General features: G+C 72.8%; 12 protein-coding genes. 3 read left to right on the top strand and 9 right to left on the bottom strand.

What is annotated here, in order from left to right:
* Positions 1–88: 88 nt before the first annotated feature.
* The 6 genes from ACFQUZ_RS16295 to ACFQUZ_RS16270 all read right to left on the bottom strand — a co-directional run bounded on the left by ACFQUZ_RS16295 (position 89) and on the right by ACFQUZ_RS16270 (position 7579).
* A complete protein-coding gene (locus tag ACFQUZ_RS16295; RefSeq protein ID WP_377442921.1) occupies positions 89–1951 on the bottom strand; it encodes a class I adenylate-forming enzyme family protein in 1863 nt (620 codons plus the stop codon).
* Positions 1948–3288 carry a flavin monoamine oxidase family protein gene (locus ACFQUZ_RS16290; RefSeq protein ID WP_377442919.1) on the bottom strand — a complete coding sequence of 447 codons (1341 nt, stop codon included), beginning with the start codon at positions 3286–3288 and terminating at the stop codon, positions 1948–1950. The genes ACFQUZ_RS16295 and ACFQUZ_RS16290 overlap by 4 nt, the downstream gene beginning before the upstream one ends.
* Positions 3285–3506: an acyl carrier protein gene (locus tag ACFQUZ_RS16285; RefSeq protein WP_377442917.1), complete on the bottom strand. Its 222-nt coding sequence runs from the start codon at positions 3504–3506 to the stop codon at positions 3285–3287. The genes ACFQUZ_RS16290 and ACFQUZ_RS16285 overlap by 4 nt, the downstream gene beginning before the upstream one ends.
* Positions 3493–4959: an amino acid adenylation domain-containing protein gene (locus ACFQUZ_RS16280; protein ID WP_377442915.1), complete on the bottom strand. Its 1467-nt coding sequence runs from the start codon at positions 4957–4959 to the stop codon at positions 3493–3495. Before ACFQUZ_RS16280 ends, ACFQUZ_RS16285 begins: the two co-directional genes overlap by 14 nt.
* 87 nt (positions 4960–5046) lie before the next feature.
* The gene (locus ACFQUZ_RS16275) at positions 5047–6951 is read right to left on the bottom strand and encodes a BTAD domain-containing putative transcriptional regulator (protein WP_377442914.1); all 1905 of its coding nucleotides are present in this window, start codon (positions 6949–6951) and stop codon (positions 5047–5049) included.
* Between the two features lie 337 nt (positions 6952–7288).
* A complete protein-coding gene (locus ACFQUZ_RS16270) occupies positions 7289–7579 on the bottom strand; it encodes an antibiotic biosynthesis monooxygenase (protein WP_377442912.1) in 291 nt (96 codons plus the stop codon).
* A 145-nt stretch (positions 7580–7724) separates the two neighbouring features.
* Here ACFQUZ_RS16270 and ACFQUZ_RS16265 point away from each other — a divergent pair, with 145 nt between their 5' ends.
* The 3 genes from ACFQUZ_RS16265 to ACFQUZ_RS16255 are packed head-to-tail and all read left to right on the top strand — an operon-like array spanning position 7725 to position 9591.
* On the top strand, positions 7725–7946 hold the full coding sequence (locus ACFQUZ_RS16265; protein ID WP_377442910.1) for a hypothetical protein: 222 nt from the start codon (positions 7725–7727) through the stop codon (positions 7944–7946).
* Positions 7943–8917, top strand: a complete 975-nt coding sequence (locus ACFQUZ_RS16260; RefSeq protein ID WP_377442908.1) for a saccharopine dehydrogenase NADP-binding domain-containing protein — start codon at positions 7943–7945, stop codon at positions 8915–8917. The genes ACFQUZ_RS16265 and ACFQUZ_RS16260 overlap by 4 nt, the downstream gene beginning before the upstream one ends.
* Positions 8918–8937: 20 nt before the next feature.
* Positions 8938–9591, top strand: a complete 654-nt coding sequence (locus tag ACFQUZ_RS16255; protein ID WP_377442906.1) for a TetR/AcrR family transcriptional regulator — start codon at positions 8938–8940, stop codon at positions 9589–9591.
* A gap of 121 nt (positions 9592–9712) precedes the next feature.
* Here ACFQUZ_RS16255 and ACFQUZ_RS16250 read toward each other — a convergent pair whose 3' ends face one another.
* From ACFQUZ_RS16250 to ACFQUZ_RS16240, 3 genes are read right to left on the bottom strand one after another with little or no spacing between them, the layout of a single operon-like run.
* The gene (locus tag ACFQUZ_RS16250) at positions 9713–10345 is read right to left on the bottom strand and encodes a TetR/AcrR family transcriptional regulator (protein WP_377442904.1); all 633 of its coding nucleotides are present in this window, start codon (positions 10343–10345) and stop codon (positions 9713–9715) included.
* Positions 10240–11604 carry a methyltransferase family protein gene (locus tag ACFQUZ_RS16245; protein ID WP_377442902.1) on the bottom strand — a complete coding sequence of 455 codons (1365 nt, stop codon included), beginning with the start codon at positions 11602–11604 and terminating at the stop codon, positions 10240–10242. Before ACFQUZ_RS16245 ends, ACFQUZ_RS16250 begins: the two co-directional genes overlap by 106 nt.
* Positions 11601–12530, bottom strand: a complete 930-nt coding sequence (locus tag ACFQUZ_RS16240; protein ID WP_377442901.1) for a hypothetical protein — start codon at positions 12528–12530, stop codon at positions 11601–11603. Before ACFQUZ_RS16240 ends, ACFQUZ_RS16245 begins: the two co-directional genes overlap by 4 nt.
* Positions 12531–12714: the final 184 nt, after the last annotated feature.

Genomic DNA, 12714 nt, shown 5'->3' with positions numbered 1-12714 from the left:
GCCACGCGGATGCTCCGGCCACGTCCCGAGCGGTACGCGGAAGCGCCGGTGCGGAACCCCGCACCGGCGCTTCCGTGCTTCCGGCCGCTCAGGCGGTGCCGGCGGCGGCGAGCGGTGTCTCGACCCGGCCGTCGGCGTCATCCGCGTCGCTGGCCGACCCGGCGACCCCGGCCGTCCCTCGGGCGGACGCGACGGCTGCCGGACCGGCCGCGTCGGTCGCCGTCGCCTCATCGGGATTCGAGGGCGGCCCGGTGAGCAGGGTGGCGAGACGGGCCCGCAGTTCGCGCTTGAGCACCTTGCCGGTCGGCCCCAGCGGGAAGTCCGCCGGAGTCTCGGCGATCCGGACCGCGGCCAGCGACGCGAGGCCGGCCCGGGTCAACTCCCGGTTGGCCAGGTCGAGGATCTCCGTCGCGGACCAGCCGGTCGCCTCCGCCTGGAGCTGCACCACGGCGACCGGTAGCTGGCCGCCGTCCGGGCCGGGAATGCCCAGCACGGAGCAGTCCCGCACCACCTCGGCACAGTCGGCCAGCAGGATCTCCTCGACGGGCAGGCTGTAGACCGGACCGTCGAGTGTGTCGATGACGTCCACGGTGCGGTCCAGGTGGTAGAAGGTGCCGTCGGCCTCGCGCCGGGCCACGTCCCCGGTGAGCCAGTAGCCGTTGAGTTCGAAGCTGCTGGTCAGCCGCGGGTCGTGCCAGTAGCCCGGGGTCCGGGACGGGGTCTGCACGGCCAGCATTCCCACGGTGCCGTCGGGGACCTCGCCCCCGGTCGGGTCCAGCACGGCGGCCCGGGTGACCACCTCCAGCGGTTTGCCGACGCACCGGTCGTTACGCGGCGTCTCCGGGGTGGTGATCCCGCCGAACAGCGCCATCCCCATCTCCGAGGAGCCGAGGCCGTCGACGAACTGGGAACCCGGCAGGGCCGACTCGGCCGCCGCCTCGCTGGGCAGTAGCCACGGCTTGATCAGGCCGGCGGGGCGTTCCCCGAGTTGGACCAACCGGCGGATGTGACCGTGGTGGGCCGCGTCGCCGGTGTTGAACCAGGAGTGCACCCGGGCGGCGCCCTTGACGGGCAGGTCGCCGGTGGCCAGCTCCACGAAGGTGCGCGGGAACGAGGCGACCATTGTGGGTTGGAACGCCTCCATCACCGGCTCCACCACGGGCCGCCGCCAGTCGGCCATCACCACGACAGGGAGGCCGAGCAGGACGGCGGTGAGGAAGTAGCTCAGCCCGCCGGCGTGGGTGTGCGGCATCAGCGACATCAACCGGTCGTACGGCTCGGCCGGGAACCGGACCATCCGGGGCTGCTTCCCGTCCCAGAACTGGCGGTGACCGAGCATCGTGGACTTCGGGGTGCCGGTGGTGCCGGACGAGTGGATGAGGGCCACGACGTCGGCCGGGTCGTGCTGGTGCGGGTACCGCTCCGGCAGGCGCGCCGTGTCGGCGTCGAACGCCTGCACCTCGGCGGTGAGGGCGAGGAACCGGGGCCGGCGGTGCGGCGCCGACCGGTACGCCGCCGCCAGCCTTGTGGTGTCGTCGGCCACCACCCCCACCACACCGACGTGGTCCAGGTAGCGCAGCATGACGTCCGGCCGCATGGCGTCGTTGACCATCGCCGGGATGGCGCCGAGCGCCGTCAGCGCGAGGAAGTGCAGCAGTGGTTCCAGACCCTCGGCGATCACGACACCCACCGGCTCGCCCGGTCGGACGCCGGTCGACCAGTACCAGCGGGCGTACCGGTCGCGCGTCCGGGCCAGGTCGTTCAGGCTGTGTCCGCGCAGCACGACCTGGCCGCGGTGATCGGTGTGGTGGCTGAACACGAACGGCACGGCCCGGTGCGGGTTGGCGTCCAGCGCGTACTGCAGGAAGTTCCCGGCCCCCAGATCGGGCTCGGTCATGAACGCCCGGCGGGCGGCCAGCGGGGTGATGGAGGTGGTCTCGTCGTCGCTCATCGCGATCTCCCGGACAGGTCGGTACGGAGGCGGATCTCGGCGGCCGCCCGGTGACCCGAGCGGATGGCGCCTTCCATGAGGCCGAAGTAGGCGGTGCTGGTTTCGGTGCCGGCCCAGTGCACCCGAAGGTGCGGGGTGGTCAGTCGCGGCCCCAGCCGGACCCAGTCGCCGGGGCCGAACAGGGCCGCATAGCAGCCTCGGCTGTACCGCGCCGACACCCAGTCCGTGATCTCGATCCGCAGTGGCGCCGCCAGGCCGGGGAAGAGCCGGACAGCCTGCGCCGTCGCCTCGGCCCGCTGCTCCGCGGCCGGCAGCGCGGCGAACCGGTGCGCCTCGGCGCCGGTGACGAACCCGGTGAGCACGCCCACCCCGGCGTCCGGGGGTGAGTCGTCCACGGTGGACAGCAGCGGACCGGTGGCACTGACGGACCAGCCGGACAGGCCGTGTTCCCGCCACAGCGGGCGCGGATAGATCAGCTGCACCTTCACCGCGCATCCGGGCGCGGTGCGGTCACCGGCCCGGTTGACCGGCGGCGCCGGCCGGTGCTCGATGGCGTCGGCCAGCAGGGGCGGCACCGCCACCACCACCGCGGCACACCGGATCGGTCCGCCGGCCGTGTGCACCGTCACGCCGTCGGCGTCCTGGTGGATGGCGCGTACCGGCGTGGTGAGCCGGATCCGACCGGCCAGCCGGGCGGCGAGCTGCTCGCACACCTGGTGCGCGCCGCCGTCGACCCGGCTGTCCTGCGCACCGCCCTCGAACGCGTTGAGATAGCTCAGTCCACCGCCGGATCTCAGGTAGAACGCCATGTGCAGGACCGAGACGTCGGCCGGGTCAGCGGCCATCATCTCGCCGAGGAACAACGGGAAGAACAGCCGGGCGTCCGGGTGGGTGAGGTTGCGTTGGGCCCAGTCGGCGGCGGTCCGGGTGTCCAGCTCGGCGGCGTCCGGTGTCAGCCACGGCGCGTCCACCCGGACCCGGCGGGCCAGGTCGTCGAGCTGGTCGAAAAGGTCACCGAGGGCGACCGCGCTCAGCGGCGGGAACCGGCCCGGCCGGGTCCCGGTGCCCGCGCCGAGGGCGAACCGGCTGTCGCCGGTGACGGTGGTCGGCACGGTCTTCAGGCCCAACCGGTCCAGCAGGGCCAGCAGCGCCGTGTGCTGGCCGCCGAGGTACGCCGCGCCGGCGTCGACCCAGCTTCCCGGTGCCACCTCGACGCCGTGGGTGCGCCCACCCACCCGGTCCCGTGCCTCCAGCACGGTGACCTCGAAACCGGCTTCCACCAGGCCGGACGCCGCGGTCAGCCCGGCCAGTCCGGCACCGACCACGACCACCCTCATCGGTGCCCGCCCGTGATCCGGGTGGCCAGGGCGCCGGGCGTGGGTGCCAGCAGGAAGTCGTCGAAGGACAACTCCACGCCGTACCGGCGAGCGATGGCGCTGAGCACCCGGGTGGCCAGCAGGGAGTCCCCGCCGACGGCGAAGAAGTCGGACTCGGGACCGATGTCCGGGATCTCCAGCACCCTCCGGAAGATCGCCGAGATGTCATCGATGCTCATGTAGGACCTCCTTGACCCGGTGCGTGGTGTGCCGCCGGTGCGTCGCCGCCCGGTCGACTTTTCCGCTCGCCGTGTGGACGAGTTCCGCGACGATGGACACCCGGCTGGGTACGAGGTGCCGGGGGACCCGGTCACCGAGAAAGCGGATGATCTCCAGGTCGAGATCGGTCGTCTCGGCCCCGGCGCGGGGGACCACGTACGCGGTGAGGGCGGTGCGTCCGGCCACCGGTACCCCGACCACCGCGACCGCGGCGACCGTCGGATGCTCGGCGACGCGGACCTCCACCTCGGCCGGATCGACCCGGATTCCACGGATCTTCACCTGGTCGTCGAGCCGCCCGACGGGCAGCAGGGTGCCGTCCGGGAGGCGTCGCATCCGGTCGCCGGTGGCGAACCAGCGGGAGCCGTCGTCGTCCAACCGGAACCGGTCGGCGGTCTCCCGCGGCAGGCCGCGGTAGCCCAGTGCCACGGCCGGGCCGCCGATCAACAGCTCACCGTCGGGGGTGAGCCGTTCCCGCACGTGCGGTAGCGCCCGACCGATCGGGACCGGCGTCCCGACCGCCTCGACCGCCCCGGCCGGTCCGGCCAGGTCCACCGCGTGCGTGATCATCGTGGTTTCGGTGCAGCCGTACGTGTTGAGCAGCCGGACCCGGCCGGTGTCGAGCCGGCACCAGTCGGCCAGCCGGGCCGGGCTCGCCGGCTCACCACCGATGACGACGAGCCGGACGCTGGGCGGCAGGCCGGTGTCCGACTCGACGAGGTGGTGCACCAGTTCGTGCCAGAAGGCGGTCGGCAGGTCCAGCACGGTGATCCGCTGGGCGGCCACCGCGCGCAGGAAACGCGGGAAGGAACCGGTGTGCGTCTCGTCGTCGATGACGAGGGTGGCCCCGCTGACCAGGGTGGGCAGGATCTCCTCGAAACTGGTGTCCCAGTTCAACGACGCGAACTGGAGCACCCGGTCGGCCGGGGTGAGGCCGAACAGGTCGTGCAGGCCGGGCACGGCGGCGGCGAGCGCCCGGTGCGGGATGGCCACCGGCTTCGGCGTACCGGTGGAACCCGAGGTGAACAGGACGTACGCGGCGTCATCCGGGTCGACCGGCGCGAGTGGGTGCCAGCCGCGGTGCTCGGTCGGCGGCGCTGTCCCGGTGTCGACGGGAAGGTCGGCCGCGCTCAGCGTCACCCGGCAGCCGGCGGCGGCGCGCATGCCTTCGCGGCGGAGGGCCGGAAAGCCGGGATCGACCGGGCAGTAGGTGCCGCCGGCCGCCCACACGCCGAGCAGGGCGATGATCGTCCCCGGGTCGTGGGTGGCCGGTACGGCCACGACACCGGGTCGCGGCCCCAGCCGGCGCGCCAGCCCGCCAGCCAGCGCGCCGAGTTGGGAGTATGTGAGAGCCCGTCCGTTGTGGACCAGGCTCGTGTCTGTCGGGTGTCGCTCGACGACGTCCCCGAACACGGCAACGAGATCGCGAATGGTGCCACCTCACCTTGTTACGGAAATCGGCGGGGAACGCCAGCCAGGGTTTCATCGATGGCTCGGAATTCACTGCGGATCCGGTACGGATCGGCCACACGCGATAGGCATTGGCATCGCCGTACGTCGATAGCGCAGCCACTCGTCGACAGTGTCCCGTTCGTTGAGTTCGGCCCCGCAGCGGCGGGCGAACCGGTGGACGAGGTCGGGGCAGCGGTAGCAGTCCGGTCCGGACTCGGCGACCAGGTTGACCGCCAGCAGTTCGTCCAGCAGCCGGCGGATCCGTCGGGGCGCGGCGCCCTTGGCCATGGCTACGGGGTGGACGCAGAGGGACTGCCCCGGCTCCAGCCCCAGTCGACCGAACAGATGGGCGGCGGCCGGGCTCAGCGACCGGTAGGCGTCGACAAGTGCCGCGTGCAGGTCGGGTAGCTCGTCGAACAGCAGGTCGTCGGCGGGTTCGCCGAGTTCGTCGGCGAACGAGGCGACGGACTGTCCGGGGCGGACGGCGAGTCTGGCGCCGACCAGCCGGAGGGCCACCGGGTGACCGCCACACCAGTGCAGGACGCGGCAGGTTGCCTGATCCCGGAGGCGGTCCGGTCCCACCATCCGTACCAGCAGGTCACGAGCCGCGTCGTGCGGCAGGGGTTCGAGGGGCAGCCGGTGCACGGCGTGGTGTCGGGCCAGCGTCGGCAGTCGCAGCCGGCTGGTCACCACGAGTTGGCTGGCCGTGGTGGGCGGCACGAGGGGCAGGATCTGCGCGGTGGTCGCCGCGTCGTCGGCCACCAGCAGCAGGCGCCGGTCGTTGGCAAGCGTCCGGTAGAGCGCCGTCCGTCCGTCGAGGTCGTCGGGAAGATCCCGGCGCGGTACGCCGAGCGCGGTCAGCACGGCGCCCAACGCGGTCAGCCCGGTCAGCGCCCGGGCAGCGTCATGGCCATGTAGGTCGACGAAGATCTGGCCGTCGAGGTAGCGGCCCGCCGCCGTCCGCGCCCAGTGCACCGCCAGGGCGGTCTTGCCGAGCCCACCCAGCCCGGAGACCAGCAGGACCCGGGGTTCGTCGGTGCCACCAGCCACCGCGTGGGTCAGCGCGGCCAGCTCGGTGGTTCGGCCGGTGAAGTGACCGACGCCCCCGGGCAGTTGGGCCGGTCGCGGGTCGGTCGCGCCGTCCAGGGACGTGACCTCGCCGGGGCCGGCGACCGGTGTCGAGGCGCTGCCGCGAGCCGTGGTGGTCGACGCGATCATGGCCGGCCGCGGGCCGGGTCCCGGCTCGCCGCGCAGGATGGCGGTGTGCAACTGGCGGAGCGCGGCACACGGTTCGCCACCGACCTCCTCGACCAGCCGCTCGCGCAGCGACTGATAGACGCGCAGCGCGTCGGTCTGCCGACCGCAGCGATACAGCGCGCGCATCAGCTGCCCGGCGAGCCGCTCCCGAAGCGGGTGGGCGGCAACCGCGGCGGTGAGTTCGGCGACCAGTTCGGCGTGCTGGCCGAGGTCGAGTTCCGCCCCGAACCGGTCCTCTAGGAGGCCGACGCGCAGCTCGGTGAGCCGGGTCCGGTCCACCTCGACGCCCGGGGCGGTGACCCCGTCCAGCGGGTCTCCGCGCCACAGTGCGAGGGCGGCCCGTAGCTCCACCGCCGCGACGGCCGCCTCGGTCGCTTGCCGGGCTCGCCGCATCGATTCGTACAACTTCCGGACGTCGGTGTCGCTGGTGTCCGGGTCGAGTAGATATCCGGGATGCTTGGTGGTTAGTGACACGCCAATTTTGCGGCGCAGTTCCGAAATCAACCCCTGCACCCGCGAACGTGGTGCGGCGGGAGGGTGATCGCCCCACAGGGAATCGATTAACCTGTTCGTGGAAACAACCGTTCCGTGCGATAGTGAGAGCACCGCGAGAACGTTTCGCTGTAACGGGGACAAACAGATAGTCAGGCCCGACGCGATTGCCTCAGTCGGCCCGAGGAGGAGTATCTCCAGCATGTTCGACCACCCAACCGGCTCTGGACAGGGGATGTCATCAAAGCGTGGGTGGGCGAAAATCGCCAATTCGCCGTACGGGCGTGTCCCGGCCTTCCGGAAACTTCGGTAAGAATACCGAAACAGTCGACGTTCATATATATAGGGTGGACGTCCGACATTACCTCCCATTGGCTCGGCGCAGGTCCACGGAGATGGGTCGACGACGCGCCGAACGCCGAAATCGTGGACGCGGAAAATGCCGGCGGACCCGGCTGCCGTGACCGGCGCCGGGAGGGCCGCCCCGGACGCGGATGGCGCGCCCGGGGCGGCCCTGGGGGAGGTGCACCCCCGGTGCCGGTCAGTGTTCGTCGACCAGCTGCACCTCCTCCGCGGTGATGCCTCGGGCGAGCGAGAACGCGGCGGTGGCGGTCGGGTCGTCGGGCGCGCTCTCCCGGGCGGCCCGCAGGTGCTCGGGTGACGTCCAGCGCCACACGCCCAGCCACGACTCGTCGCTGAGCCGGCCGAGCCGAGCCTCGGTGAGCCCGGCGGATCGTTCCCGGGTGCTGGCCACCAGGGCGGCGTGCCGGGCGCGCAGCTCCGCCGCGTCTCGCGGATCGATGGTGAATCTGGTGATCACCAGAAGGCTCATGACCAACTCCTTAGAGTCTAGCTCTAGTGTGCTGCTCCAGCGTTTCCGCCGGGAGCTGGATCTGTCAAGGGGGAGGCCGAGAGTTGACTAAAGCCAAGCTCTAGTAATAGCCTCACTAGAGTACAGCTCTAGCTAAGGAGGCGGCATGTCGAAGTACGGCATGCTCACCGGCCCGCTGCCGCTCGTCGCGACCGTCCCCAGGGTCGCCGGCTCGACCGTCGCCGGTCGGCGCGTCGGCTTCCCCGCCAAGGACGGGCGAGCGCCGAGCGGCGCCGGGCCGGCGTACCCGTCGCCGGGTCGCGGACGGCGACCGGACCAGGCGACGGCTGCCCCGGCCACCGCCGGTGCGATGGAGGCCGTGGCATGACCAGGGTCATGATTGTCGGCGGCTACGGCGCCGTGGGGCGCGAGGCCGCCGCCGCGCTGGTTCGGATGCTGCCCGAGGCCCACATCGCGCTGGCCGGTCGCAACCCGGCGACAGCTCCCCGGATCGCCGGCACCACGGTCGTCCGCGCGGACGCCGGGGATCCCGTGGACATCGCGCGGCTGCTCGACGGCACCGACGTGGTGCTGATGTGCGCGGAACTGGACAACGTGCCCCTGGCCCGAGCCTGCCTCGCGCGCGGGGTCCACTACCTCGACATCACGGCCAGCACGCCGTTGCTGGACCGGCTCGGCGAACTCGACGCCGTGGCTCGCGACACGGACTCCACCTGTCTGCTCAGCGTCGGGCTGGCACCCGGCGTGACGAACCTGCTGGCGGCGCACTGCGTGACCCGATCCGGTGCCGAGGAGGTGCGGATCGGCATCCTGGGCGGCGGCGGTGAACGGCACGGCCGGCAGGCGCTCCAGTGGATCCTGGACGGACTGGGTGAACTGCCCGGAGCGTGGGAGATGGACTTCCCGGCACCGCACGGTCGCCGGACCGTGTACCAGATGCCCTTCTCCGATCAGGACACGCTGCCGGCCACGATCGGCGTCAGCCGGGCCGCCACCGGACTATGCGTCGACTCCCGGCTGCTCACCGCGTTGTTCCCGGCCGGGCGGTGGCCGGTCGTCGGACGTCTGCTCCGCCGGCCGGCGAGCCGCGCCGCGTTGCTGGCCACCCTCGCCCGGGTCCATCTGGGCGGCGACGCGTTCGCGCTGGCGGTGCGAGCCGGCGACGCGACGGCTACGTTCAGCGGTCACCGGCAGAGCCGAGCCACCGGACTCGCCGCGGCGACGCTGATCCGCCGGCTGCCCGGGATGCCGACCGGTGTCCGGCACATCGAGCAGGTGGTGCAGCCGGTCGACTTCCTCACCGAACTGGCCGACCACGGCTTCAGCCTCAAGATCTGACCGAACCGTAGACTTCGCCCATGACCCCGGTTCGGACCAGTGGCAAGCGAGCGGAGAAGGCCCGCCAGACCCGACAGCGGATGCTTACCGCCGCCCGCGAACTGTTCCTCGAGCACGGGTACGCCGCGACGACGCTGCAGGACGTGGCGGAGCGGGCCGGGGTGGCCGTGCAGACCATCTATTTCACATTCAACAACAAGCGCTCGCTGCTCAAGGAACTGGTGGACGTCACGATCGCCGGCGACGACGAGCCGGTGGCGACCCTGGACCGACCGTGGTTCCGCGCCGCGATGGCCCAACCGAGCGCGGTCGAGCAGCTCCGGGCGCACGTGCACGGCAGCCGATCGGTGCTGGACCGGGTCGCTCAGATCAGCGAGATGGTCACCATCGCGGCGGCCACCACCCCGGACCTCGCCGACATCTGGCGGCGCGACCCCGATCCCCGGTACGTGGTGCAAACCGCCGCCGCCCGGTCCCTGGTCGGCAAGCCCGGTGTGCGACCGGACCTGTCCGTCGAGGAGGCCGCCGACGTGCTGTACGGGCTGCTGAGCACCGAGTTGTACCTGTTGTTCGTCCGGGAGCGCGGCTGGCCCCCGCAGCGGTGGGAACGCTGGGCCTTCGACACCCTGTGCGCCCAGCTCTGCGCATCCCGGCCCCCCGGCGAAGCCTCGTGACGGTCGAGAAGACCCGACCGGTGTGGTGCGCGACGACCGGATGGTGTGCTGCTGACCGGCCTCGCTCGCGAGTCACCGCGCGACCGGAGGTCCTTCCGGCGGTGCGAGCGGGTTGGCTGGGTCAGCCGCGCCGGGCCGCCCGGCTGATCCGGGTGCGCAGGGCGCGGCGGGAGACCGGGCCGAGATCGTCCACGATCTCGACGAGGACGGCGAGCTGATCCAGAGCGGCCAGCGCGCGGTCCGCGCCGGCGGCGTCGATCCCCTCGTACAACTCCAGCCCGATGAAGGCCGCCGACACCGCGCGGGCCAGCCCGGGGATGTCGGCGATCTCGGCGAACGGAGCGCCGTCGAGCAGCCGGTGGAGCACCCGTTCCACCTCGTCCACCCAGAGTCGCAGGGCCGCGCCGGTGGCGGCGGCCAGCCGCTCGTCGCGCTGGGCGCCGGCCAGCAACTGGGCGAGCACCGACAGGTTGCCCTCGGCGCGTTCCCGCTCGTGTAGCGCGCGACCGACCTCCAGCAGTTCGCGCAGCGACCGGACGTCCGCGAACTCGTCGGCGTACGCGGCCACCCGGGCCCGGGTGGCGGCCAGGCAGGCGGCCGCGAGCAGCTCGTCCACACCCCTGAAGTGATAGAAGATCAGCGCTTGGTTCACGCCTGCGGCGGCGGCGATGGTGCGGGCCGATACGCCGGCGATCCCGTGCTCCCGGACGGCCGCGAGCGCGCCGTCGACGAGGCGCTGCTTGGTGTCGGACATGCCGCTCCTCGGGTGCCGGCCGGACGGGGCGGTGCGATCATCGCATCCGTCACGAGCTGCGCGAACCAGGCGACGCCCGGCAGCCGGAGCACCCACCCGACGTAGGCCCAGCCGAGACCGAGGTGTTCGAGCCCGCGGGCGACGGCGGCCACCCCCCGTTCCACGTGGCCGTCGCCGCCCGCGTACTCCGCCCGCCACAGCGTCCGCGGGTGGTCGGCCGCCGTGACGAGCCGCAGACCCACCGGCCGGCGGCGGCGCAGGAACTCCGCCACCCGCCCGCAGGGCCCGCAGGTCAGGTCCAGCCACAGGGTGGCCGGGACCCCGATCTGGTACGGGCACCGGCGGGGCCACCAGTCGCGGACCCGCGCCCGGTACGCCCGCCACGCTGTCCCGTACCTGCCGGCCAGGTCGGGTGTCTCGTGTGGCCGGGCGACGCCGGCGGTGAACGCCACCGCGACCACCGCCCCGAGCGCCAGCGTCAGGCTGCGGCCCGCCGCGGCGATCAGCAGCAGCAGGCCGGTCGCGCCGACCTGCATCGGGTTCGCCAGGTAGGCGTACGGGCCGGTGGTGACCAGCCGCCGGGGCGGGTCCCAGGGGAACGGCGTGCCGCCACCGCGTACCGCGAACTCCCGGACCGCGGCCAGGGCCGGCACCGCGACGACCAGGCCGACCTGGGCGAGCGCCGCGAGCGCGGACCGGGGCAGCTCGGTGATCCGTCGCCAGTCCCCGTCGCCGACCTCGAAGGCCAGGCTGGGGACGAACCACAGGACGAGCGCGGCGAAGACCGCCATCTGGAGCGCCACCCGGGGGCCGAGCCGCCGACGGTCGGCCGACCAGCGCCCCAGCAGGTGTGCGGGCAGCGCCACGACCAGCAGGCCCACCAGTTCGCCGAGCAGCCAGTGCGGCCCGAGCCGGACCAGCGGCGCCAGCGCCGGCATGGCCACCGCGTCGACGAAGAGCAGCAGACCCGGCACCAGCGGGACGGGCAGGACCCGCCGGAGCAGCACCGGGACGGGACCCCACAGCACCGCCCAGCCGAGCCACAGGTCGACCGGCAGGCCCCGGTAAGCCCCGGCCACCGGGGTGAAGCTCCACCACCCGGCGAGCCGGGCCACCTCGTGCAGCGCCGCCACCCCGAGGGCCGTCGCGACGAAGGCCAGCAGCGCCGCGCCACGGGCGGCCCGGTCCCGCTCGAACCGCAGCGCGCACAGCAGCAGGGCCAGCGGCACCGCCAGGCAGAGGTAACGCGCGACGGTCATCGCAACGTCAGCATGTCGAGCAGGTGCGCCGCCCCCTGGTGCAGGAACGCGTCCTGCGCCGGGCCGAAGTACCAGGAGGGATCGAGACCCCGCTCGTACGAGATGGTCAGCCGGACCTCGGCGCGGCCGGCACCGGCGTCGTGCCAGCGCAGCTCCGCCTGCCGCCACTCGATCCACCGGCCGACGATCGAGCTGTCCTCGACGAACCGGAACGCGACGCGACCCGGCTCGCGCTCGGTGACCTCGGTGACGATGTGCCCGCCGGGGCCGTGGGCCGAGCCGTGGTAACCGAACATCCACCGGTCACCGGGGTCGAGACCGTCTCCGGTGACCCGGTCGGGCAGCGGCACGTTGAGGGCGCGCAGCGCGGGGGAGCGGGTCGGGACCGGGCGCGGGCCGTCGGCCAGCCGGGTGACCACCTCGTTGGCCGGCAGCGACACCGTCCGGGTGACGCCGACCGACTGGACCGGGTCGACCCGCAGCTCGTCGGTGACCCCCTCCAGCCCGCTCGCCAGCAGCAGCGGGAGGACCAGCAGCGGGTACCGGGAGGAGCCGACGGTCCAGCGGATCAACGCGGTGACGCCGTGCGCCACCGCGTACACGATCGGCGCGGCCAGCACCACGCAGATCGCTCCCTCGTGCAGGGCCACGGCGGCGACCAGCAGGAAGACCGTGGTGAAGCTGAACACCCGGCCGTGTGTGGTGCGGCCGGGGGTGAGCGCCAGCGCCGCCGCGAGCAGGGCCGGCAGCCCGACGAAGAGGAGCGCGCTGTCCGCGCGTCCGGTGCGGACGGCGGCCACGAAGACAACCACGCCGAAGGCGACGATCAATCCGGCGAGGATCCAGTTCGCCGGGCCGCGCCGTGGCTCAGGCGGCTCGACAGCACCGTCCGTCCAGCGTGTCCATGCGTCATCGTCCCGCGTCATACCGCCCTGACCTCCCCCTTTTGAGCGATCGCTCAAGAGTCAGCGTAGGCGGACTTGAGCAATCGCTCAAGTGGGGCTAGTGGCGGCGCACTGGCGCGGGGACGGTTCGCCGATGCCCCGCTGCGTGACCAGGTTGTATTGATCGACACGACGTGCGGGAAGTCGGTGGGTTGTCGCGCGTCCA

Source organism: Plantactinospora sp. GCM10030261, assembly GCF_042666615.1.
GTDB lineage: Bacteria > Actinomycetota > Actinomycetes > Mycobacteriales > Micromonosporaceae > KBS50.
This window is presented reverse-complemented; position numbering and strand designations above follow the sequence as displayed.

What these genes read in the sequence shown, in the direction of transcription:
- ACFQUZ_RS16290 (WP_377442919.1), bottom strand. Translation starts at nt 3,288, where the DNA reads ATGAGGGTGGTCGTGGTCGGTGCCGGACTGGCCGGGCTGACCGCGGCG.
- ACFQUZ_RS16250 (WP_377442904.1), bottom strand. Translation starts at nt 10,345, where the DNA reads ATGTCCGACACCAAGCAGCGCCTCGTCGACGGCGCGCTCGCGGCCGTC.
- ACFQUZ_RS16260 (WP_377442908.1), top strand. Translation starts at nt 7,943, where the DNA reads ATGACCAGGGTCATGATTGTCGGCGGCTACGGCGCCGTGGGGCGCGAG.
- ACFQUZ_RS16275 (WP_377442914.1), bottom strand. Translation starts at nt 6,951, where the DNA reads ATGCTGGAGATACTCCTCCTCGGGCCGACTGAGGCAATCGCGTCGGGC.
- ACFQUZ_RS16255 (WP_377442906.1), top strand. Translation starts at nt 8,938, where the DNA reads ATGACCCCGGTTCGGACCAGTGGCAAGCGAGCGGAGAAGGCCCGCCAG.
- ACFQUZ_RS16240 (WP_377442901.1), bottom strand. Translation starts at nt 12,530, where the DNA reads ATGACGCGGGACGATGACGCATGGACACGCTGGACGGACGGTGCTGTC.
- ACFQUZ_RS16270 (WP_377442912.1), bottom strand. Translation starts at nt 7,579, where the DNA reads ATGAGCCTTCTGGTGATCACCAGATTCACCATCGATCCGCGAGACGCG.
- ACFQUZ_RS16295 (WP_377442921.1), bottom strand. Translation starts at nt 1,951, where the DNA reads ATGAGCGACGACGAGACCACCTCCATCACCCCGCTGGCCGCCCGCCGG.
- ACFQUZ_RS16265 (WP_377442910.1), top strand. Translation starts at nt 7,725, where the DNA reads ATGTCGAAGTACGGCATGCTCACCGGCCCGCTGCCGCTCGTCGCGACC.
- ACFQUZ_RS16245 (WP_377442902.1), bottom strand. Translation starts at nt 11,604, where the DNA reads ATGACCGTCGCGCGTTACCTCTGCCTGGCGGTGCCGCTGGCCCTGCTG.
- ACFQUZ_RS16285 (WP_377442917.1), bottom strand. Translation starts at nt 3,506, where the DNA reads ATGAGCATCGATGACATCTCGGCGATCTTCCGGAGGGTGCTGGAGATC.